This window comes from Aporhodopirellula rubra (genome assembly GCF_014192335.1).
Classification (GTDB): Bacteria; Planctomycetota; Planctomycetia; order Pirellulales; family Pirellulaceae; genus Rhodopirellula; species Rhodopirellula rubra.
In genome coordinates this window covers 145094-165944 of the sequence record NZ_JACHXU010000010.1, presented here as the reverse complement: position 1 = coordinate 165944, position 20851 = coordinate 145094, and the positions used below count along the sequence as shown (strand labels likewise).

19 protein-coding genes and 2 pseudogenes are annotated in these 20851 nt (G+C 55.4%); 12 read left to right on the top strand and 9 right to left on the bottom strand.

The genetic code is table 11. From position 1 onward, the window contains the following. The first annotated feature begins 74 nt into the window (after positions 1 to 74). A complete protein-coding gene (locus FHS27_RS15095) occupies positions 75 to 830 on the top strand; it encodes a class I SAM-dependent methyltransferase (RefSeq protein ID WP_184305739.1) in 756 nt (251 codons plus the stop codon). Between the two features lie 70 nt (positions 831 to 900). Here FHS27_RS15095 and FHS27_RS15090 read toward each other — a convergent pair whose 3' ends face one another. Further along, positions 901 to 1482, bottom strand: coding sequence for a gamma carbonic anhydrase family protein (locus FHS27_RS15090; protein ID WP_184305738.1), 582 nt, complete (start codon positions 1480 to 1482; stop codon positions 901 to 903). Between the two features lie 14 nt (positions 1483 to 1496). Between FHS27_RS15090 and yidD the strand changes: the two genes are divergently transcribed. After that, the gene (gene yidD, locus FHS27_RS15085) at positions 1497 to 1775 is read left to right on the top strand and encodes a membrane protein insertion efficiency factor YidD (RefSeq protein ID WP_184305737.1); all 279 of its coding nucleotides are present in this window, start codon (positions 1497 to 1499) and stop codon (positions 1773 to 1775) included. A gap of 72 nt (positions 1776 to 1847) precedes the next feature. Here yidD and FHS27_RS15080 read toward each other — a convergent pair whose 3' ends face one another. Both FHS27_RS15080 and FHS27_RS15075 read right to left on the bottom strand, forming a co-directional pair. Further along, on the bottom strand, positions 1848 to 1991 hold the full coding sequence (locus FHS27_RS15080; RefSeq protein ID WP_184305736.1) for a membrane or secreted protein: 144 nt from the start codon (positions 1989 to 1991) through the stop codon (positions 1848 to 1850). Between the two features lie 181 nt (positions 1992 to 2172). Next, positions 2173 to 2742 (bottom strand): ExbD/TolR family protein, encoded by a 570-nt coding sequence (locus FHS27_RS15075; protein ID WP_184305735.1) that lies wholly within the window; start codon positions 2740 to 2742, stop codon positions 2173 to 2175. Between the two features lie 190 nt (positions 2743 to 2932). Here FHS27_RS15075 and FHS27_RS15070 point away from each other — a divergent pair, with 190 nt between their 5' ends. Continuing rightward, positions 2933 to 4156 carry a GNAT family N-acetyltransferase gene (locus FHS27_RS15070; protein ID WP_184305734.1) on the top strand — a complete coding sequence of 408 codons (1224 nt, stop codon included), beginning with the start codon at positions 2933 to 2935 and terminating at the stop codon, positions 4154 to 4156. A gap of 172 nt (positions 4157 to 4328) precedes the next feature. Here the strand turns inward: FHS27_RS15070 and FHS27_RS15065 are convergent, their stop codons facing one another. Together FHS27_RS15065 and FHS27_RS31130 are read right to left on the bottom strand one after the other, a co-directional pair. Further along, entirely contained in the window at positions 4329 to 4946 is a 618-nt protein-coding gene (locus FHS27_RS15065) for a hypothetical protein (protein WP_246419825.1), read from the bottom strand. Between the two features lie 33 nt (positions 4947 to 4979). After that, positions 4980 to 5267 (bottom strand): annotated as a pseudogene (locus tag FHS27_RS31130) (zinc finger domain-containing protein); the annotation flags it as partial. 378 nt (positions 5268 to 5645) lie between these two features. On the opposite strand from FHS27_RS31130, the gene FHS27_RS15060 reads away from it, so the two are divergent. Then, positions 5646 to 6626: a fatty acid desaturase gene (locus FHS27_RS15060; protein ID WP_184305732.1), complete on the top strand. Its 981-nt coding sequence runs from the start codon at positions 5646 to 5648 to the stop codon at positions 6624 to 6626. An 8-nt stretch (positions 6627 to 6634) separates the two neighbouring features. Here the strand turns inward: FHS27_RS15060 and FHS27_RS15055 are convergent, their stop codons facing one another. Further along, positions 6635 to 7309 (bottom strand): hypothetical protein, encoded by a 675-nt coding sequence (locus FHS27_RS15055; RefSeq protein ID WP_184305731.1) that lies wholly within the window; start codon positions 7307 to 7309, stop codon positions 6635 to 6637. 232 nt (positions 7310 to 7541) lie between these two features. On the opposite strand from FHS27_RS15055, the gene FHS27_RS15050 reads away from it, so the two are divergent. The 5 genes and pseudogenes from FHS27_RS15050 to FHS27_RS15035 form a co-directional block, all read left to right on the top strand. Continuing rightward, on the top strand, positions 7542 to 8144 hold the full coding sequence (locus FHS27_RS15050) for an RNA polymerase sigma factor (protein WP_184305730.1): 603 nt from the start codon (positions 7542 to 7544) through the stop codon (positions 8142 to 8144). Beyond that, positions 8141 to 8308 (top strand): hypothetical protein, encoded by a 168-nt coding sequence (locus tag FHS27_RS31125; protein WP_246419823.1) that lies wholly within the window; start codon positions 8141 to 8143, stop codon positions 8306 to 8308. The genes FHS27_RS15050 and FHS27_RS31125 overlap by 4 nt, the downstream gene beginning before the upstream one ends. A 12-nt stretch (positions 8309 to 8320) precedes the next feature. Beyond that, positions 8321 to 10672, top strand: a complete 2352-nt coding sequence (locus FHS27_RS15045; protein ID WP_315854577.1) for a serine/threonine-protein kinase — start codon at positions 8321 to 8323, stop codon at positions 10670 to 10672. A gap of 259 nt (positions 10673 to 10931) precedes the next feature. Then, complete coding sequence (locus FHS27_RS15040) at positions 10932 to 12914, top strand: arylsulfatase (protein WP_184305812.1); 1983 nt, start codon at positions 10932 to 10934, stop codon at positions 12912 to 12914. Between the two features lie 207 nt (positions 12915 to 13121). Next, positions 13122 to 13558: pseudogene (locus FHS27_RS15035) on the top strand (transposase family protein); the annotation flags it as partial. Positions 13559 to 13685: 127 nt separating this feature from the next. On the opposite strand, the gene FHS27_RS15030 reads toward FHS27_RS15035, so the two are convergent. Then, a complete protein-coding gene (locus FHS27_RS15030; RefSeq protein WP_184305729.1) occupies positions 13686 to 14003 on the bottom strand; it encodes a hypothetical protein in 318 nt (105 codons plus the stop codon). Between the two features lie 775 nt (positions 14004 to 14778). On the opposite strand from FHS27_RS15030, the gene FHS27_RS15025 reads away from it, so the two are divergent. Further along, entirely contained in the window at positions 14779 to 15990 is a 1212-nt protein-coding gene (locus FHS27_RS15025; RefSeq protein WP_315854576.1) for a 3-keto-disaccharide hydrolase, read from the top strand. A gap of 230 nt (positions 15991 to 16220) precedes the next feature. Continuing rightward, on the top strand, positions 16221 to 16511 hold the full coding sequence (locus FHS27_RS15020) for a hypothetical protein (RefSeq protein WP_221225126.1): 291 nt from the start codon (positions 16221 to 16223) through the stop codon (positions 16509 to 16511). 202 nt (positions 16512 to 16713) lie between these two features. On the opposite strand, the gene FHS27_RS15015 is transcribed toward FHS27_RS15020, so the two are convergent. Next, on the bottom strand, positions 16714 to 17598 hold the full coding sequence (locus tag FHS27_RS15015; protein ID WP_184305727.1) for an alpha/beta hydrolase: 885 nt from the start codon (positions 17596 to 17598) through the stop codon (positions 16714 to 16716). Between the two features lie 312 nt (positions 17599 to 17910). After that, on the bottom strand, positions 17911 to 18792 hold the full coding sequence (locus tag FHS27_RS15010) for an alpha/beta hydrolase (RefSeq protein ID WP_184305726.1): 882 nt from the start codon (positions 18790 to 18792) through the stop codon (positions 17911 to 17913). Between the two features lie 274 nt (positions 18793 to 19066). On the opposite strand from FHS27_RS15010, the gene FHS27_RS15005 reads away from it, so the two are divergent. Beyond that, a complete protein-coding gene (locus FHS27_RS15005) occupies positions 19067 to 20764 on the top strand; it encodes a hypothetical protein (protein WP_221225125.1) in 1698 nt (565 codons plus the stop codon). Positions 20765 to 20851: the final 87 nt, after the last annotated feature.

The following is a 20851-nucleotide window of genomic DNA, read 5'->3' as shown; positions in this document are numbered from 1 at the left end:
GCAAATCAAACCAATTTTTTCGTGGTCGCACTCACAGTCGATCGCAATTTCGTTCATCACCCGAGTGAGCCGACGTGAGTCCTTCCCCACAAACCGATTCGACCGAAACCGACTTCTTTTACGACGCCTATAACCGTGATGATATCGCATACGGGCTCGATCCGTCCGCTGCCCTCGCTGCGTATCTTTCGCAGGTCAAACTGCCGCGGTCGTCCAAACGCCGCGCAATCGACCTCGGAGCCGGTGCGGGCCGTGACACGCTTGCTCTCGCCGCGGCCGGATACAACGTCGAATCGGTCGACCTGAGCGAACGCGGGCTGACCAGGATCGCCGAACGGGCCGCCCATCGCGATCTCGCCGATCACGTCACGACGCGGCTCGCGGACGTCCGCAAAATCGACTTCCCCGCCGGTGCCTACGATGCCGTCATCGCCACCACGGTGCTCGACCACATCCCATCGGACGACGCCGAGACCGTTTGGCAGCGGATGTGCGATAGCCTCAGCGAAACGGGTTTTCTGTACGTTCAAGTCCACACGACGGAAGACCCCGGCAGCGGCTGCCCGCCCGGCAACACGAGTTCGGCGCCGGTCAGCGAAACCGCGGGCGCCGTTATCAACTACTTCCGCCCAAACCAGTTGGCCGCGATGGCTGTCGCCGCCGAAGCAAAGTTGAGAATCCTGCGTTACGAAGAACGCCTCGAGTGGGACTACACCCACGGCCCCGAGCACCAACACGGCAAGGCGGTCTTGCTGGCCGTTCGTTCCGGATACCATCCACCCTGGTACGGCCAACCCGCCGCATTCCCCCGATCCGAAAACGCGAGCTAAACGAGCCGACCTGTCTTCTTTTAACTCAACGACGCGAGCCGTCCGGCAAAACGCAAAAGCGTGCCACCCATTATTTTGCGTCGTATTTCACTTTGTACTTCGCAGCCATCTGCACGTAGTGCTGACAGTTATCGCGGCACCGTTTGGCGAATGCTTCGGAGACCGGCTTGATCGGCTTCGCGGGACTGCCGACCGCCAACATGCCGGCCGGAATCTCAGTGCCTTCGGTAACCAACGCTCCCGCCGCGACAATCGCGCCCCGACCGATCGTGGCTCCGTTGAGCACGATGGCGCCGATTCCGATCAGCGCACCATCTTCCACCGTCGCCCCGTGCACGACTGCGGAATGCCCGACCGTCACATCGGCTCCCAAGACACAAGGCATTCCAGGATCACCGTGCAGCACACATTGGTCTTGAACGTTTGTCCGCGGGCCGATTTCGATTCGTTCCGCGTCGCCACGCATCACCGCCCCGTACCAAATACTCACGTCGGCCGCGATTTTGACTTCGCCTACGACTACCGCGCCGGGAGCGATAAACGCGGACGGGTCGACCAGGGACGTGTCCGTCTCTGTGCCAATGACGAGTTCGCGTTTTTCGGCGACGTCCGCATTTCCGGACGCTTCGGGTTCAATTTCGGATCGATTCATGAGACGATTACGTGATGGATAGTGACGAAAAGCCAGATGATAACAAACCACACCGATGGGCACCCCTGCGGTGGATCAGCGCGGCGTTCATTTTCGCGATCGTCGGCGTCATTCGCGGCTATCAAATTTTCATCAGCCCGCTGCTCGGTCCTAACTGCCGATTCACGCCCACGTGCAGTGCTTATGCAATCGGCGCGATCCGAAAACACGGCCCCATCCGTGGCACCTGGGCTGCGATCAAACGCATCTCACGCTGCCACCCTTGGAACCCCGGCGGATACGATCCACCCTAGACGCCAAAAACTCAGGACGTCGGGAACGCCGAATACGACTCGCGAACGCGTCGAATCGTCGTGCTCAGTGAGCTACCGAAACGGATTGTCGGACGTTTGGTCCCAAAACTGGCGCGAACGATCAAAGTCGCTGCCGCCAGATAACATGTCGCGAACGGCCGCACACCCGCCCGCGACCAAACACGCCAGCATCAAAATGTAAACGAGCTTTTTCATTCAAATTCCCCTAGTGTTGTCCCCCGCTACAACACTCGCCACGTCTACCGCAACGCCAATCGTCGTAAATGCAACGAAGGGTGAAGAAGCACCGCACTGTCCACGCACAAACACAGCATTCCGATCGATCGCGACATGCGTCATCTACAATCATCCGCTCCAGCCAAACCGTGCGAGTGGCTCAATCCAACGCATCCTCAACCGTGATCTGCGTTTCAGCAAAACCGACGATCGATCCGACATCGAGACAATCGACGAGATACTGAAGCTTTGCGGCTTCATGCACCTTCACATTCAATCTCATCGGTTGCGATTCGTTTTGCATGATCTCACCGAGCGTCGCGAGCAAACTCTGCTTGCCTAGAACTTCCCGCTGCCATGCCATCCCGAGAATGAGAAAGCCGCCGTCTTTGTTGATTTGAACCTCGACGGACGGTAAGTCAGGCAGGACATCGTCAATGGGACGGTGACTCGCCTCATCGGATGTTTGCCGTGGGATCTGAATCGACTTCTGCATGCTGAACGACGCGGTCACCATAAAGAAGATCAACAGCAGGAACGTGACGTCAACCATCGGCGTCATGTCCAGGTCTCCCACGCGTCGCAACGTACTCCCGCATGGATTCGTTGCATTCAGATGGGGTAACTCATCGTCTCGCGACGCAGCCCGATTTGAGTCCGCCGACTGCAAACCGGTAGTTTCCGACACGCTCACATCATCACTCCCGGTCGATTCCGATACCATTTTCATCTCCGAATCCTGACGCCGTTCGCACGCAACCAAGCATTCATCATAACGCCCGCGCCCCCTAAAGTGCGTCACCGATCCCCAAAACGTTTCCCCCCAACCCCCAAACCTGACTCTCGCATCTAGCAACCTCCCCCCTCACAACCATGTAAGATCTTCCTAACGCCACATCCCCCACCGAGAAAGTCTTTCCATGACAAACGGAATCAACGCCGAACGCTGCACTCGGCGTCCGAGCCAGTTTCAGTTTTCGATCGCTGGGCGTATCGATTTTTTAAACGCCGCCGACTGGGACCATGTCACCCGCGACGGTTCGATTTTCATGAGCCGTCGGTACCTGCAAAACGCCCAAGACGATTTCGGTGACCGCATCGTCCGCGACTTTGCAATCGTCTACGAGTCCGGCACACCTTTGGCCGCCGTCGCCACGCAGTCATTCGACGTGTGCGGCGAGCAGTTGATGGGAAACAAGACCGAACTGATTTCACGATTGCCCGCCGAACTGCGACGTCGATCCCTGGCACTTCTTAAGCGCCGCGTCACCATGTGCGGAAACGTTCATACCTGGGGGCCCGATGGAGTCGCGTTCGCCCCCGGCCGCGCGCCCGAAAAGATCTGGCCGGGAGTCGCCGATTGTCTCTATCGGATCCGACGTGCCAATCGGCTGCATGGTCAGACCGACTACGTAATCGTCAAAGATCTTTTCGACGTCGACAAATTACCGGCCTCCGAATTGGCGGAGTTCCGATACCGTTCGCTCGAAACCGAACCCAACATGGTTCTTTCGATAGACCCGAACTGGCAATCCTTCGACGACTACACCGCGAGTTTAACCAAACGCTATCGCGCCGCCGCACGCAAAGTGTTCAAGCCCTTCGCGGCCGACACCCTGCACGTTGGACCGATCGACGACCTCGACACCGAATCCGATCGGATCTACGAACTCTACCAATCCGTCGCCCGACGAGCCGACGTTTGTCTGTTTTCGCTGCAGAAATCAACGTTGCCCCGCATGGCCCGCGCTCTCGGTGATGACTTCATCGCAATTGGCATCCGTTGCGAAAACGAACTCATCGGGTTTGTGATCGTGGTTCGTGATGGCGAAACTGCAATCGGCTATTATCTCGGACTGGACTACGACGCCAACAGTGACCTGCCGATCTATCACCGCCTCCTGCTCGCGGTGGTCGAGCAAGCAATCACGTGGCGTTGCAAACGCATTTCGTTCGGCCGAACCGCGTTGGACGCAAAATCGAGAATTGGTTGCCAACCCGTCGACACACACATCTGGGTCCGACACCGGGTCCCGCTGGTCAACGTGTTCGTTCAACAACTATTGAAAAACGTCAGCCACGAGGAACCTCCCCAACGCAATCCATTCAAAAACGCCGTCCAACAGCCCGCTGAAAACAGTTAGAGCGTTTTCGTAAATGACGTTCGTTTCCAAAGGTAGCTGCGTTCGCCCGAACGTGGTCCACCATCGGGCGATGGTCGCTACCACAAAAATGGAAATGCACTTGTCGCGAGCAACGGCGAATGAATCAAACCAAGCTCCGCAGCCTACACCGACATCCAAACACGCGTGTTCCTCATGAGAAGTCTCGCTCGGCTTGCTCGCTAAACAACAGCACGCATGCCCATATTCCGATCGGGAAAATGAAGCAACCGAAACAAGGGATGGTGCTAATCACCGCCGCCGAGCGTGCCGCACGGAGCCGAGTGCGTTGAACCATGGCGACACCTCCGGCAATAACCGATCCTTGGATTGCCAACATCACCAACTGCCCCGCGACCTTCCCCGCCAACACGGGCATGTCGATTTGCTGGATCTTCACCGCTCCCGACGCAATCAGCAGGACGATCGAGCCTAGCTGAAACAGCACCATGCAAATGACGAGCGAGCCCCAAATGATCATGATGATTGCCGGAATGTTGTACAGCACCGCGGACCGGCCGCTCCGCAGCGTCCCCGATCCAGCCCTCGGAGCGGCCGCCGAGCGTCGCGGCACGCTGTACGGATTGACCGATTGAGGAGCACGTCCCGGACCGCCGGCACCGGGTGATCCAAACGGCATTCCGCCGCCCGCCGATCCAGGCGACGGCATCGAACCGGCCGATGGCAAATTGGCGAACGGGTCGTACGCGGGCTGAGTCGGCGGCGTCGCGGGAACCGGCGCCGAAGGACGTACCGCTCCTCCAGTGGGCACCTTCAGTTGCGTTTGGCAACTACTACATCGCACGACTTTGCCCGCGGCGGACGACGGAACTTTTAGCGTCGATTGACACCCCGGACATCTCAATTGCAACGATCCCGAAGAAGCCGAACTCGGCCCGGGCGTACTGGGAACGTTCGGTCTTGGGCTCGCGGGACGCGGCGCGGCCGCTCTTGTCGGTGACGCTGCCGGTGCGTTCGCGGCCGGCACCTTCAAAACTTTCTGGCAACTGCTGCATCGGACTTGTTTGCCACGAGCCGAATCCGGGATCTGCAACGTCGACTGACAGCCGGGGCACCTTATCTGCAAACTCATCGAGACGCCTCGTTCCTATCGAACCACAAGGACGACGCGTTTGTCTCACGCGTCGGACGAGGCAACTCAGTGACCATTCACGTTTCAACCGTTGCCCCGCCGAATTGTAGTAACCTCACGCCCCCAAGAATACAACACGTCCGATTGCAGCGTTTGAAACGATTGTGTTCGGCGCCTCAGCCTTGATTCCTCGCAGTATCGCCGTTTTACCGCAAAACAGGAACTATATTGAGACAGACCCTTGCAACCTTCGGTGACGGGCGGCGTCATCAAAACAACCCATTGAGCGTGGGATCTCGCAACCGTGCGTGAACCTCGCATATCGGTCACGACGCAAGAAACGATCGCATTTGACGAACATGCTGAAACCGAACAGCCATGAAAACAACCTCCTTTGACGACCGACATTGCGTCTCTCGCGAAACGTTGAGACAACTCCAGGAGCGCACTGACGTTCCCGCGATCGTTCGGTTGACGGTTCAGTTTTCATTGATTGCCGCGTTGCTGTTTGTCGTCCTGTTTTCACAGCCCAACACGCATTGGCTGAACATCGTTGCGGCCGTGGTTCTCGGATTGGTACAGGCATCTTTGTTTGGACCTTTGCACGAGTGCATTCATTTGACGGCGTTTCGTTCACGTCGGCTCAATCATGCCGTCGCCTGGTTGACGGGATTTTCGCTCTTGTGGACACCATCGTCTTACCGCGAATTTCACTTTGAACATCATCGCCATACCCACGATCCTAATCGCGATCCCGAAATCGCCCTGGGTGGCGAGTCGTTCGCGAATTGGCCCGCCCGCACTCACGAATACCTCGCCCTCGCATCCGGGTTGTTGTTGCTGGTAATGCGAACGTTGATGATTTGCCTTCCCGCGGTCGGTTTGCCCGAATCGCTTTGGCAACGATTGGCACCGCACGTTCGGCCCCGATCCCGTCGTCAAATCGCATGGGAATCGCGTATTGTTCTGGTGCTCTACATCGCGATCGTCATCTGCGCCGTCAACTGGATGCCGCGACTCGGCTACCTCTTGATATCGCTCTTTGTCGCCCATTCGTTTTTGGCGTTGTACTTGGCCAGCGAACACACCGGTTGCGAGATGACGGGCAACATTCTCAATCGCACGCGTACGGTGATTTCAAACCGGTTACTGCGATTCTTCATGTGGAACCTGCCCTATCATTCCGAACATCACGCCTACCCGAGCGTCCCGTTCTACTCACTCCCCAAACTGCACGACGCCCTCCAAGACGACCTCGTCTACGTCGATGACAGCTATTGCAGTTTACACAGCCGAGTGTTTCGCAAAATCTTCAAACGAGAAGACACCTCCGAACTCGCCCGCCGAAAAAGCAAGTGAATTAGCGATTAGTTACCTGTCACCTCCGCAATCGCCAATTCACGAACCTCACCGTCGGCCATCTCAGCAAAGACCTGCCCGTTCTTCTTTCCTTTCTCGATCGAGCGGATTTCTGACTTCGGTACGTGATAGATCCATTCGCCCGTCTGCACGTCAACGCACACCAATCCGTCGCGTCGTGCATGGAACCGGTCCTCGATAAAGAACCAAATTCCCATCCCGTGCACCCCGAGGAAGACCACGTCGTCGCCAATACAACGTCGAAAGACGCGGCGGCCCGTCTCAAGGTTGTAGATCGAAAGACGTAATGTCACCGTTTGGACCGAGCTGCCCGCCTGAATGATCGCGTTCTCAACGACCGTTTCCATCGCCTCGCCCGTCGCGAGATTCCACTTTTTGCCCATCACCTTCTTCGACACCGGCGCCCAATACGCGTGCCATCGAGCGGACCAGTAGATGTAGCCGCCCAGCAGGACAAAGATTCCGACCGGGATGATCATCATCGGCAACCGAAGCTTGATCGTGAGCACGATGATGCCCCCAAAAACAATCGCGAGCACCGCAATGTGAATCAGCGTGCGCAATAGATGCTTAACGATTTCCACTGGAACCTCTTTGTGCATTCTTCCTCGACGTGATCCGAGCTCACCGACTGAAATCATAAGCTCAATCGCGACTGCCATCGCTGTCAATCGATTTTGACACCAACCCGGACGCTTGTTTTTAAAATCACGGCACACGAAAACCCCGCCAACGGACCGGCCGCTCCGGCACCAACCTCCACCTCGCGAATCCCAAGGCGAGATTCAATCCGGATATAGTGAAATGTAACGCAAAAGAAATTTTCGGTGGTTTCCTATCGATACGGTGTGACAAACCGGATTTCCTTGTGTTTGGACGGACAGGAGACATGATTTGCAAGGCCCAGAAACACGAACGACCCTGATCGGCAAACTCAACGAACCGGCTTCAGAAGAAGTCTGGCGAGAATTTGTAACGATCTATCAACCGCTCGTGATCCGGGTTTCGATGGCGAAAGGACTGCAGCACGCAGATGCCGAAGACCTCGCTCAAGAAGTCTTCTCCATCGTCAAACGGTCCATCACATCATTCCGAAGTCGCGGGAGCGGCTCGTTTCGTGCTTGGCTGTTTCGCATCACCCGCAATTTGGTGGTCAACCAACTGACTCGATGCAAAGGCCCGGTCGGATCCGGCGACAGCCACGTTCAACAATGGCTGTCGCAACAACCCGAACGCGATAACGAAACGGCGAGCCTGTTCGACCTCGAACTGCATCGTCAGCAATTGCAACGCGCAGCCGACGAGGTCCGTCCTTTGGTCGAACCGGATACATGGGATGCGTTCTGGATGACCGCCGTGGAAGGCAAATCGATCTCCGATGTCGCCCGTTCGCTCGGCAAGTCCGAGGGAGCGGTACGAATGGCAAAATGCCGTGTGACGGCACGTTTGCAAACCGCAGCACTCAACCTGTCCGGCCAATGGGAGACCGACGAATGATCGCACGAATTTCAAACGAAGAACAACATTACGACACCAAAACGTTCGACGAATATCTCCACGATCGATGGAATTCCGACAGTCAGGATGTCACCATTCACATCGAAAACTGTCCCCAATGCCAACGACGCATCGAAAACATGGTCAACGACAATTGGGCATAGGAAGACATCGGCGTGCTACTGCGTGAACGAATCAACGAACATCCGCAAGCCGCAACACCCGAGGGCGACACTTCGTTCGATGATGGATCATCAACGGCATCGTTCGCATTCCTCGACGAATCCGATGACAACGATTCGGTGGGAAAATTCGATCGCTATGAGATCAAGGAAATTCTCGGTCGCGGTGGCATGGGAATCGTGATGCGTGCGTTTGACACCTCGCTGCAGCGTCAGTGTGCCGTCAAAGTCCTGTCCCCCGAATTGGCGACCTCCGCCGCGGCGCGTAAACGGTTTTCACGCGAAGCCCGCAGTGCCGCCGCAGTCGTCCATTCGCACGTCGTGCCGATTCAAACGGTCGACGAACACAACGGTTTACCGTACTTGGTGATGCCGGTCGTCGAGGGACGCAGCCTTCAGGAGCGGATCGACAAGGAGGGACCGATGTCAGCCATCGAAGCCGTTCGTGTCGCATCCCAAATTGCCGAAGGCCTCGCCGCCGCCCACGCACAAGGGTTGGTTCATCGTGACATCAAGCCCGCCAACATCCTCTTAGAAAACAGCGTCGAACGGGTTCAAATCACTGACTTCGGATTGGCTCGCGCGATCGACGACGCCAGCATGACTCGCAGCGGCGTGATCGCTGGCACACCGCAATACATGTCACCCGAACAAGCACACGGGGACGCGATCGACCATCGCAGCGATCTGTTCTCGCTAGGCAGCGTGATGTATTTCACACTCACCGGTCGCAGCCCGTTTCGCGCCGAAACGACCATGGGCGTCCTCAATCGAATCGGTAACGACGAGCCTCGTTCGATCTGCGGGGTTCAACCGGACACACCGGATTGGCTCAACGCCATTGTGATGCGATTGCTGAACAAGGCCCCAAACGACCGTTTCCAGAATGCCTCCGACGTCGCCGATTTGCTCAAAGCGTGGCAGGCCCATCTGTCTGCCCCGACCACCGTGCCCGCGCCACCAACGGAATCTCCATCGCCCGCGGGCCCACGCATTCGCTCACACGGTTTCGATGTCACCCGCAAATGGCCCTGGATTCTCGCGACCTGCTTCGCCGGCTTTTTGGCCTGGGCCGCAACCATCATTATCATTCAAAACGATCACGGCACGCTTCGGATCGAAAGCAACGCGGACACCGACGTGCCGATCGTCATCCGCAAAGACAATCAAATTGTCGACGAGTTGACCGTGACCGGAGGCGGGACCTCGGTCAACGTTCGAACAGGAGCCTACGTGATCGAAATTGCCAGTGACATCGACGAGTACGAAATCCAAAACAACACCGTCGTCATCAAACGCGGAAAGACCGAGGTTGCGAAGATTACCGTCACGGACGCGGGCTCCACCAAGACCGATCCGATCGTGGAAACAACTCAAACGAACGACCACAGTGTTCCGCCTAAGAACGAACCACCCAAAATTTCACCGTTCACACAAATGAGCTTCGATGACGGAAAGGTGCTCGTTCGATTCGATTCCAAACCATACGAACTCGTGAGCGTCAACCACTTTCAAATCGAGGATCTCGTCCAACACACCAAAGAACAATACGGCCCGAAGTGGAAGAAACGACTCAGCGAAGACTTGGTGGAAGTCCTATGGACGTTGGATGACTTCCCCGGCGATACGGTCGACTTGCAACTCAAGGATCTCGAAACGGGAGAAGTCGCTCAGTTCGACAAAGCCAAAATGACCAGTAAAAATCGCAACCGGTTGTATCGTTCCAACGAGCACAACCAACCCGGTGCGAACTCTAGCCGGACTGCGAACAGCCTCCCGAGCAGCGCATCAAGCTCCCAAAGCCAATTCCCGATGCACTGGGGTGGTGGGCCTCGCGGATATCAAGTGCTCGTCGACGAGACGGTGAAACACGGTGGCAATTTCAGTGCTTCGCTCGAACTCACCAGCCGCAACAACCAACCGTTGTTTGGCACGATCGTCCAAGCAATCAAAGCGAAGAACTATTGCGGCCAACGCATTCGGTTCAACGGATATCTGAAAACTCACGACGCCGAAGCCGCGGGGTTGTGGATGCGGATCGACTCGGCCGAACGAGGCACCGTTGGATTTGACAACATGCAATCACGCCGCGTCGCAGGCACTCACGATTGGCACGAGGTGGAAATCATCCTTGACGTTCCCGATGACGCGTCGGTGATCACCTTCGGCGCGCTCCTCACCGGCGGCGGACGAATTTGGGTCGACGACCTTTCCATTGCGGTCGTCGACGGCGAGATACCGCCGACCCGCCCATTGATGAATCCGATGCAACAGAGGATTCAAAGTGCGGACGGTTTGTCGGAGACCCCGCAAAACATGAACTTCGAGGCAACCTCGCTCCGCTAGCCTAAGTCGCCACCCACTGCGCTCAGCGACGCCGAATGCGGCACAAAACGTCACTCCGCCGTCTCCGCGAAAATCGATCGACTGCGTGAGTTTTCTTCGCCGGTCATGGTAAAGTAGGCGTTCACGTTTGCCTCGCCCGCGACCGTCGTGTTGCTGTTCGCCGCCGACGATCGCCTCCCGCCGATATCCTACCTCGCCTGAAAGTTCGGAAATGATGCGACTCTTGGTATCCGCATGCCTGTTCCTTTTCGCTTGCGTCATGCAGGCTCACACTCGCGTTCACGCCGAACGCCCGAACGTTCTCGTGATGATGGTGGATGACCTCGGCTTTTCTGACATCGGCTGCTACGGCAGCGAGATCGATACGCCTAATCTGGATTCACTCGCCGGCGACGGACTTCGGTTCTCGCAGTTTTACAACACAGCCAAATGCCATTCGTCTCGTGTGAGCTTGTTAACCGGTCAATACTGCATCGCCGCCGGAGACGTCTCGCTGTCGCACGCGGTCACGTCGGCCGAAGTGCTCGCCAAAGCGGGCTACACCACTGCCATGACGGGCAAATGGCATCTCAAACAACAGCCCACCGACTTCGGTTTCCAAAAGTATTTCGGTCACCTCAGCGGAGCGTGCAATTACTTCGCCGGTGACAACACGTTTCGCCTCAACGGCAAACCATGGAACGTTCCCTCCGAGGGTTTCTACACCACAGTCGCGAATGTGGATTACGGCCTGCGATTTTTAAATGAAGCACGACAGGTCGATCAACCGTGGTATTTGTACGTCGCCTTCAACGCCCCCCATGCCCCACTGCATGCCTTGCCCGAAGACTACGCGAAGTACAAAGGCAAATACAGCAAGGGTTGGGATGTAACTCGCGACGCACGGATCGCCAAACAGAAGCAAGAAGGCGTGATCCCCGACTCTCTCACACCGTCCCCACGTCCCGAACACATTCCGGCGTGGGACGACCTAACACAATGGCAACGCGACTACGAAGCCAATCGCATGTCGACGTTGGCAGCCATGATCGATCGGGTCGACCAGGAAGTCGGCCGGCTGATAGAGGATTTGAAACGCAACGGCGAACTCGAAAACACGTTCATCCTTTTCGTCGCGGATAACGGCGCCTGTCCCTACGATCGCCAAAAACCACGTTTGAATGTCGAACCGACCGACGCGAAAACGACACTCGCGGATTCGACCGGATGGTCGTGGGCACGCAACAGCCCGTTCCGTTACTACAAACAAAATCAATTCGAAGGCGGAATTTCAACGCCCGCCATTGTTCACTGGCCCGCCGGATTGAAACAACCCGCCGGTGCCGTAGTCGATCAACCCGCACACTTGATCGACGTGCTACCCACGTTGGCCGAGATCACTCAGTCGAACATTCCTGAGTCGTGGGAGAATCGTGACTTGCGTCCCGTCTCAGGTATTTCGCTCAAACCAATCCTTGATGGAAACCTGATCGCGAAACGGCCCCCGATTCATCTCCTCTTCTCGCTCGATCGCGGTCTCCGTGATGGGGATTGGAAACTGGTCAGTTTTCAAAGTGAACATTGGGAACTCTACAACGTTGCAGACGACCGGTCGGAACTGAACGACCTCGCCGAGGTTTATCCTGAACGGCTCAACGCAATGATCGCAACCTGGGAAGACATGACCAAGAATGTCTTGCACGCACCGAAGAAATCCTATTCTGAGGTCAGCGAATCCACGGGCACCCATCGGCATCGCGAGTGGACCAATTTCGACACGACCGACATTGATGAATATGTGAGACGAAAGAAAAACCGCAATAGCCGTGCGTCAGCCAGCAGTAGTAATCCAGCAAACATCCGAGCAAGGAAAAACACGTCGCTGAAAATCGTAGGCGGTGAACTCAGACTCACGTTCACCGGCGACGATCCCGGACTGGCCTTCGATCTTCGCCGCGCCGATTTGCCTGAGGGTCCCTACCTGTTGGCATTCGAGTTGACGTCACCGACCGCGGCCACGGGCGAGGTCTTCACGACGACTGACGCCCAAACAACGTTACCCAACGGAACCAAGCTGACCTTTGACGTCCAGGGAGCCATGGACGCGCAATCCATTCGCGTTCCCTTGAACACCGACCAACGCCTTCACGGGCTGCGAATCGATGTCTGCGACGGCCCCGGTTCCGCAGTCATCGCCAACCTTCAACTCTTAAACGGGGAAGGCAAACCCTTGATGAATTGGCCGGCGAAGCAAAAACAATAATCCTGCACGTCGTGAGCATAGTCGATCGCAGTGAAAGCATTTTCGTTGTTTAAACGCAACTTACGTCAAGGAGATCGTTCGCGATCAAAGTTGCCTTGAGCGACACGGACATCGCATCAAATTTCGGAAGAAGTATTCATTTGTCGGTTGTCTTGGCGAGGACCTGTTGCGAAAAATTGCGTGAAGTCGTCTGAACCATGCCCTGCTATGGAGAAGGCAATGCTTTCGCGAATCGATGTGTTTCATGACTGCTTTGATCAAGTCGCAGACCCTCGCGTTCCAGGAAGAACCACCCATCCCTTGAACTCCATCCTGTTCCCAGTGGTTGCTGCGACGATCGCCGATGCCGACGGTCCCGAAGAGATCGTGTGCTTTGGAGCCGAACGACTCGATTGGCTCAGTCGCTTTGCAGATTTTCCCAGCAATATCCCCTCACACGATACCATCGGCCAGGCCTGTCACTGATCAAGCCAAAGCAGTTCCCGCAAGCGTTACTGGACTAGCACACACAACTTTGCCAGCAACATCGCGACTCCGAAAACAAGCGTGATCGTGATGAAGAGCAGTCCCTGCCCATTCATGTTGCGATTGATCGCAATACCGCACGCGGTTCTTACACCAACGCTGAGAAATCGAACGCAATCGTGAGCACGCGAGTCGATCGCAATCATCGCCGAAGACCTTTGCCCCGCAACTTGAGTACCAACCGCTCGAAGGGTCTGATCTCTTCGCGTTTGCTGCCATCCCACGTGATTCCTTCCTGAAGCCGGATCAATTGTTTTTCGCAAAGACTGCCTTTTCTTGTTCGGGCATGCCTTCGATCACCATCGTCGATGCCATCGAGGTTATCCCGCACGATCGCCTCAGCGTCGTTTTCAGACAGCAAAATTTCACCACCTTGCGAACCTTGCCTGTGAAGGAACGCCCCCGAGGAATCCGTTCTGCGAGCGTTTTTTGTAACTCCAGAATCACAGCAATGACAACCGCCGGCCAAGCGATGGAGCCGAACAACGCGCTAACGAATTCTAACCAAACCTTCATTTCCGTATCAAAGCTCAGAATTGAGTGACAGAAGGACTTACTGCTCATGAACTCAAACAGGTGAACCTAGCCGAATGGCTGTCATATTACCGAGTCCGCTGAGCATTCCCGCCAAACGCCGCTGGTTTCAGGGTGCGTGTAGATTCTTGAGATTTCCACCCCAACCCAAGTGACCGCATGCACACCGCCGCTCATAGCATGCCGAAACCACCCAATGACAGCGGTTCTGCTTTTTGCCTGACTACTATGCCAACGCGCTCAAAGATCAGAATTGATTGCATTATCATGCGTCGCCACTTGGTGACAGACAGCTGATATCACGCTTAAAAATCTGCGAGCCCTCGTCGTCTCCCTTCCAAGCGTCACGGGGCAGGCGGCTGCAAGGGATTGCAAACTTTGTCAATATTCCAGCATGAAGGGGCGGGCGAGATGCGGCAGATTGGCGAGTTTGTTAACCTGGAGCCGTTGCGATTCTCTCGCAAAGAGTGTCTCGACTACCATCATTCACCAACTGCCCATTGTATTCGCTACCTCGCTTCGATCCTTTATTGTCGGGTCCGTCCTCCTGGCAATCCGATTGCCGGAACGGCGAATGGCTTTTGTTGTCCAGCGGTCAGCCGATGCACGAATGAGAGAAAGGTGGCAAGGAGAACAGCGTTTAGCAAATCAAGGAGGGAACGCTTGCTCCCAGATTGGCCCCTGTTGCTTTTCCGCAGCATCTTCCCAGCAGCATGGTCCATGTTCGCAAATTAGAAATCCTCGAACTACCGTAGAACGATTGTCGCGTAAAATATCCCCTCCACCTCAAACGAAAGTCCCCACCGTGAAACGTATCTGTCTTCTTGCCTGTTTGTTGCTCGGCTTTACCTCGGTCACTTCGGCCCAAGACGCCGGCGGGTTCATCGATCTTTTCAATGGCAAAGACCTGAGCGGATGGACGCAGCGGAACGGCACTGCAACCTATCGAGTTGAAGGTGACTCGATCGTCGGCAAAACCAATGAGGGCAGCCCTAACTCGTTCCTTTGCACTGACACGTTGTACGGGGATTTTGAACTGTCATTTGATGTCAAGGTCGACACGGCCCTGAACTCCGGCGTTCAAATTCGATCGCAAAGCGAAGGCAGCAAGCCGGATGGCAGAGTCAACGGACCGCAAGTCGAAATCTCACTCGACAAAATGGCGGGCTATGTCTATGGCGAATCTGCAGGCGGGTGGATGACGCCTGATTCCGATCGCACACCACACGACACCTTTCAAGATGGTGAGTGGAACTCGTATCGAGTCGTGGCGTTTGGCAATAGGATCGAAACCTGGATCAACGGCACACAGATTTCTGATCTCATTCACGAAGAGCGATACAAGTCGCACCCGAAAGGATTCATTGGCTTGCAAGTGCATGGCATCGGCAAGGGGCAAGGGCCATACGAAGTACGATGGCGGAACCTCAAGCTGCGTGATCTTTCCAAGTTCACTTCGCTTTTCAACGGTAGAGATTTGTCTGGTTGGAAGACCGCCGGAAATTGGATCGTCCAAGATGACCGCTCACTGTTGATCCAACCGAGAGATGGGGAACAGGGGTGGTCGAGATGGGATGCGTATCTTTGGTCAGAAAGAAAGTACCAGGACTTTGTCCTGGACCTTGAATATGCCTACCCGCCTGGTGGAAACAGCGGCGTTTACTTCCGCGTGGGCGATCGCAACGATCCAGTCAACAAAGGCATCGAGGTTCAGATCCTTGATTCATCGGCTAAGGAAGGCTCCTTGACTTCGCACGATCACGGTGGAGTCGTCGGTACAAAATCGGCGGCTTCCAAGAACATGTCGCAGCCACCGGGCGTTTGGAATCGAATGGTTGTCACATGCATCGGCACGGACGTCGAAGTCGAGCTCAATGGTGAGTCGATCGTGCACTGCGACTTGGATGAGACACCGATGAAGGACCGACCGCTGACGGGTTACATTGGATTTCAAGATCACGGTCAGCCAAACAATCTCAAGTTCCGAAATATCCGGATCCTCGAAGTGACCGAATAGTCGCTGATTGAGAGCAAGATTACGCGGCCGATTGTTCCGATTTCAATCGACTCTAGAAAGATTGACGCCGCTTCGGATACGGCTGCGAACCAGAAAGGGGTGTGTTTTTCAAAGGGTGGCGACCTCTACTCGATCAGGCCCTCGTACAGTTCCAGGTTGCTGCCGTCTGCGACAACAACCTTCGTCTATTGGTTGAAAACTTGCTGTCGTTTGTCGCCAAGGAGTTCAACTTGAATCTTTCTTCCGATGGAAATGATCGCTGCATGTCCGGTGGGGCCACGTGCCCCGCGCGCCAAAATATCTGGAATCCTGGAGAGGACTGGGAGGTTGTCGCCGATGGCCCCACTCAAGTGATGCTTCCTGTGCCTGACTTCGATCGCGTGAGCGGCGTTTGCCTCGGTGGCAAGGATGGGGACACGCTATTTGCGTTTAGCGGAAACCGAATTTGGAAACGCAAAGTCAAGCATCACGCGATGGGAGCATTCACGGCAAGGACCAAAGTCCACGATACCCCTTTGTAGCGGCGTCGCTACATGCCAACTTTCTCCATGATTGAATTCGAGCAAAGTTTCACGCGGTCTCTCTCATTGACTTCAGCCCGATCATCAGGTTGGAACACTTGCCTTCGCGTTAAGATCGTTCCACTGTCAACTTATTGTGGCGAATTCCAACAGCGAGAAAGAATGACTCCAGCGTCGCATGTGCGCGTGCATTGCGAGTTCGCTAAGGCGCCAGCAAATATCGTTGAACAAATTGGACCGCACGGGTTGAGACCTGATCTCCGGCGCCGGCGACTCCGTGATTGCCTCCGGGAATGACAACCAGTTCAGACGTCACACCTTTGAACCGAAGTTGCTCATGAAGGTTTGATGCGTGTTCCAACGGGACAATGTCGTCATTGTCTCCATGAACTTGCATCACTGGAGGGTCATCTTCACTGACGAAGGTAATTGGCGAGACATCTTTGACGAGTTCCGCTTTCAGTTCGGAAGCCGGAGTTCCAGGTACGTATCCAATCAATTGACGATAGGCCGGATGGCCATGTGCAATGCTGCTCAACAGCGACCAATCTGTCGGGCCCGCAAAGCTGACGGCGCAGGCAACCCGTGACGATTGCTGCTCCACCGGATCGGTTGATTTCGCATTGGCAACGTCGTCGTGCAAGGCAACATACGCTGACAAGTGTCCGCCCGCCGAACCGCCGGTGACGCCAAGTCGCAGTGGATCAATGTTCCATTTTTCGGCATTCTGGCGGACAAACTGAATCGCTCGCAAACAGTCGTTGACCTGAGCAGGGTGTATCGCGACATCAGTGAATCGGTATTCCACCGCGACTACCGAAAGCTTGCCGTCGCTGACGAATCTCATCAACCATCCCGGCACGCCCTTTTTGGAACCTCCTCGCCATCCACCGCCGTGAATATATATAACCGCTGGGGTAGGCTTATCAGACTTAGCCAAATAGACGTCAACGCATTGTGATAAATGCTTGTCATCGTAAGCCACATCACGATCGACCGGTGCTTGTGCCAGTCCGGAAGGTGGGAAAGCTGCCATCACGGCGAAGGCGGCAATGAACACAAGCAACGATTTCAGGTGTGAATTCATATTCAGGTTTTGTATGAGTTGGTTTTGAATTATCGGGTGCACGAGGGAAACCACCAACCATGAAAGTCGGCCGTTTCTAGCAGCGCCTGCAACTCCCCATCTTACGCGAGCATGTCGTCTTTGTAACTCAGCGGGCAGTGCGAAATGTCACGTTCTGCTTCCGCGACATCGTAAACAACCGTCCACAGTCGCGAGACGGTTCATTCACCACGAGGCCAATTTGATAATAGACGAGCCAGCGGCAATTCACTCAGCAAGGACTCGGTGAATCGTTCGCGACCACGAATGTCAAAATCAACACACAACCGAAATCTAGTTTGCTCGGTTCAGATCTCCGAACCAGGCGAGTGCCTGCTCTTGCCAAGCGTCCCACATGGGGCCTTTGTATCCGTTGAGTCCGTGTCCCCCCGAGGGTAGTTCCAGGTACTTAGCAGCGATGCCTTTCGCTTGGAGAGCCGCGAACAGCAGTCGGCTGTTTTCAGGCGACACGACTTTGTCATCCAGAGCGTGCGTCAGAAAAATCGGTGGCGTGTTCGGTGTGACTTGCGACTCATTGGAATAGAACTTCACTAGTTCGGGAGAAGGCTCCTCGCCCAGCAGGTTTGTCTTCGTTCCAGAGTGCCCTTTTGGCCCCAACGAGACGACAGGATAGACAAGGATTGCAAAGTCGGGACGACAACTCGCTCGACCAATCGCATCGGTCGCGGTTTCATCACCCTTGTCAAAATGTGTTGCAGCTGTGGAGGCAAGGTGCCCACCGGCCGAGAATCCCATGATTCCAATTCGTGAGGGATCAACCTTCCACCGCTTCGCGTTCGCACGCACTGTACGAATGGCTCGTTGCGCATCAAGCAGCGGCACCGCATGGCGTCCTGCCGGGAGCCGATATTCCAGCACCACACCGGTGATCCCATGCTGAATCAGCCACGCAGCGATCCCATGACCTTCGGGACCCACCACCAATCCGCCGTACCCGCCGCCAGGACAGATCACAATCGCTGTGCCATTGGGAGCCACCGGTTGATGCAAGGTGATCCATGCCTCGGCATCTTCGTTTGCATTCTCCCCAATGGGTGCTTGACCGTTCCATAGCGAGATCCGCTGCACTTCCGCCGCGGTCTTGGCGAAGGAAACGTCATCAGCAGAACAGGTTGCTGCAATCAGCACAGTCACAAGTGCGATGTGGATTTTCATTTTTCGTAAATGGTTCTTGGTCGAGAGTCAGGTCAAGAGTTGCCGCCGTCGATTACGCCGCAGATTGTTTGTTTGACAACAGGAACATGATTCTAACTGAGTTCGATGTACAACATGGCGCCACTGGGGTGCTGTATATTGTATTCTTGCTGTGGCGAGCTCTTTCCCATCTAATCCGAAGTGCACCCGGGAAAGCGAGTCCGGGAACATTCCTCATGTGCGGTTTAGTTGAGTGTACGCGCAGCGTCTGTTTGATACAGCGGAATGAGTCACGATGCCAATGAATCTAATAAAGATCGTCGCCTTCGGGTGTTTGTGTTCCACCTTACTGGTAAGCCCATCCATTGCTGACGACGCCCATCGGCTGTGGGTATACGCACCGGTCAACTTCCAGGTCGATCAGGATGTTGATCGACTGATCAAACTGCTCGCACGAGCGAAGAAGGCCGGCTACAACGGTGCGGCGATTACCGACTTCAAATTCGGCAAGCTGGATGAACGCCCAGACAACTATTATCGCAATCTGGTGCGAACGCGAACGGTGGCCGAGGAATTGGAGCTCGAGCTGATTCCGTTGGTGATGCAGATTGGATACTCCAACAGCCTACTCCAGAACAATCCAAACTTGGCGGCTGGTTTGCCTGTCAAAGACTGCAAGTTTGTGGTCAAGCAAAATGAGGCAAGGCCGGCGTCGAAACAAAACTTTCTCGATGGAGGTGATTTCGAGGCAGCATCCAAGAACGCACCAGAACGCTGGGATTGGATCGATGGTTTCGGTACCGCCTCAAAACTCGATGCGAGTATCAAACACTCCGGTCGGTCGTCGCTGCGAATGGATGCGTCGCGCAAGGATGAAGGCAGTGGCGGCAACTGCCGTGTCGTTCGTCGCGTGACGCTGAAGCCGTTCCATGAATACCGGCTGACGCTATGGGTAAAGTCGGACGGGTTGCAGACCAGCGAATTCAAGTTCATGCCAATAGACGAGGGTGGCAGGGCGCTGAATCATGCAAACCTTGGAATCAAGTCGACGCAGGACTGGACACGTCATCGCGTTGTGTTCAATTCCCTCGAGCACAAAGAAGTCAATGTTTATCTTGGATTGTGGGGCGCCCAGTCCGGCCAAGTCTGGATCGACGACGTCCAATTGGAGGAAGTGGGCGGGATCAACTTGCTGCGCCGCGAAGGCTGCCCGCTACGAGTTCGCAGTGGCGACGGATCGGTCGAATATCAGGAGGGTCTTGACTTTACCCGCTGGGAAGATCCGTTGCTGGGCCGTGTGCCGTATGCCGGTGAATACGATGATGATCATGAAGCACCCCCGATTCGACTGACAAACCAATCTCGCATTCGCGACGGTGATGTCTTGGGTGTTTCGTACTACCACGCAGCGATCATTCAGGACAGTCAAGTATGCTGCAGTTTGGTTGCTGAGGAAGTGTTCGACCTACTCCGCCGTGAGGTCATCCAAATCGACCAGTACCTCAAGCCAAAACGGTACTTCATGTCTCATGACGAAATTCGCGTAGCGGGTTGGGACGAACTGGCTCAAGGACGCCCATCGGGCAAGCTACTGGCCGACAACGTGCATCGCTGTGAGAAGCTGATTCACGAAATTTGCCCCAATGCGGAAGTCATGGTCTGGTCGGATATGTTCGACCCCAATCACAACGCGCACGACCATTACTACCTTGTGCATGGAACACTCGCTGGTTCGTGGCAAGGACTCGACGAGTCGGTCAGCGTGGTCAATTGGAACGGCGGCAATGCGAAATCGTCTTTATCCTTCTTTGCGAACCGCGGTCACCAGCAGATCATCGCGGGATATTATGACGATGACGTTAAGAAGAATGTTGGACAGTGGAAGCAAGCTGCTCGTGGCATCAGAAACGTTAAAGGGTTCATGTACACCACATGGCAACTGAACTACAGCGACCTGGAAGCCTTTGCAGATCAAGTTCGCTCCAATGAGTGACTCGATTCCGGCCAGGACAATCTGTCCGGCAGCACAACCAAGGCTTGGTTTACCTTCACGTCCATCGCATCAAATTTCGGAAGAAGT

Excerpts from the sequence above, each read along its gene's own strand:
- FHS27_RS15090 (WP_184305738.1), bottom strand. The coding sequence starts at position 1,482 with ATGAATCGATCCGAAATTGAACCCGAAGCGTCCGGAAATGCGGACGTC.
- yidD (WP_184305737.1), top strand. The coding sequence starts at position 1,497 with ATGGATAGTGACGAAAAGCCAGATGATAACAAACCACACCGATGGGCA.
- FHS27_RS15080 (WP_184305736.1), bottom strand. The coding sequence starts at position 1,991 with ATGAAAAAGCTCGTTTACATTTTGATGCTGGCGTGTTTGGTCGCGGGC.
- FHS27_RS15075 (WP_184305735.1), bottom strand. The coding sequence starts at position 2,742 with ATGAAAATGGTATCGGAATCGACCGGGAGTGATGATGTGAGCGTGTCG.
- FHS27_RS15070 (WP_184305734.1), top strand. The coding sequence starts at position 2,933 with ATGACAAACGGAATCAACGCCGAACGCTGCACTCGGCGTCCGAGCCAG.
- FHS27_RS15060 (WP_184305732.1), top strand. The coding sequence starts at position 5,646 with ATGAAAACAACCTCCTTTGACGACCGACATTGCGTCTCTCGCGAAACG.
- FHS27_RS15055 (WP_184305731.1), bottom strand. The coding sequence starts at position 7,309 with ATGGCAGTCGCGATTGAGCTTATGATTTCAGTCGGTGAGCTCGGATCA.
- FHS27_RS31125 (WP_246419823.1), top strand. The coding sequence starts at position 8,141 with ATGATCGCACGAATTTCAAACGAAGAACAACATTACGACACCAAAACG.
- FHS27_RS15040 (WP_184305812.1), top strand. The coding sequence starts at position 10,932 with ATGCAGGCTCACACTCGCGTTCACGCCGAACGCCCGAACGTTCTCGTG.
- FHS27_RS15030 (WP_184305729.1), bottom strand. The coding sequence starts at position 14,003 with ATGAGCAGTAAGTCCTTCTGTCACTCAATTCTGAGCTTTGATACGGAA.
- FHS27_RS15015 (WP_184305727.1), bottom strand. The coding sequence starts at position 17,598 with ATGAATTCACACCTGAAATCGTTGCTTGTGTTCATTGCCGCCTTCGCC.
- FHS27_RS15010 (WP_184305726.1), bottom strand. The coding sequence starts at position 18,792 with ATGAAAATCCACATCGCACTTGTGACTGTGCTGATTGCAGCAACCTGT.
- FHS27_RS15005 (WP_221225125.1), top strand. The coding sequence starts at position 19,067 with ATGCCAATGAATCTAATAAAGATCGTCGCCTTCGGGTGTTTGTGTTCC.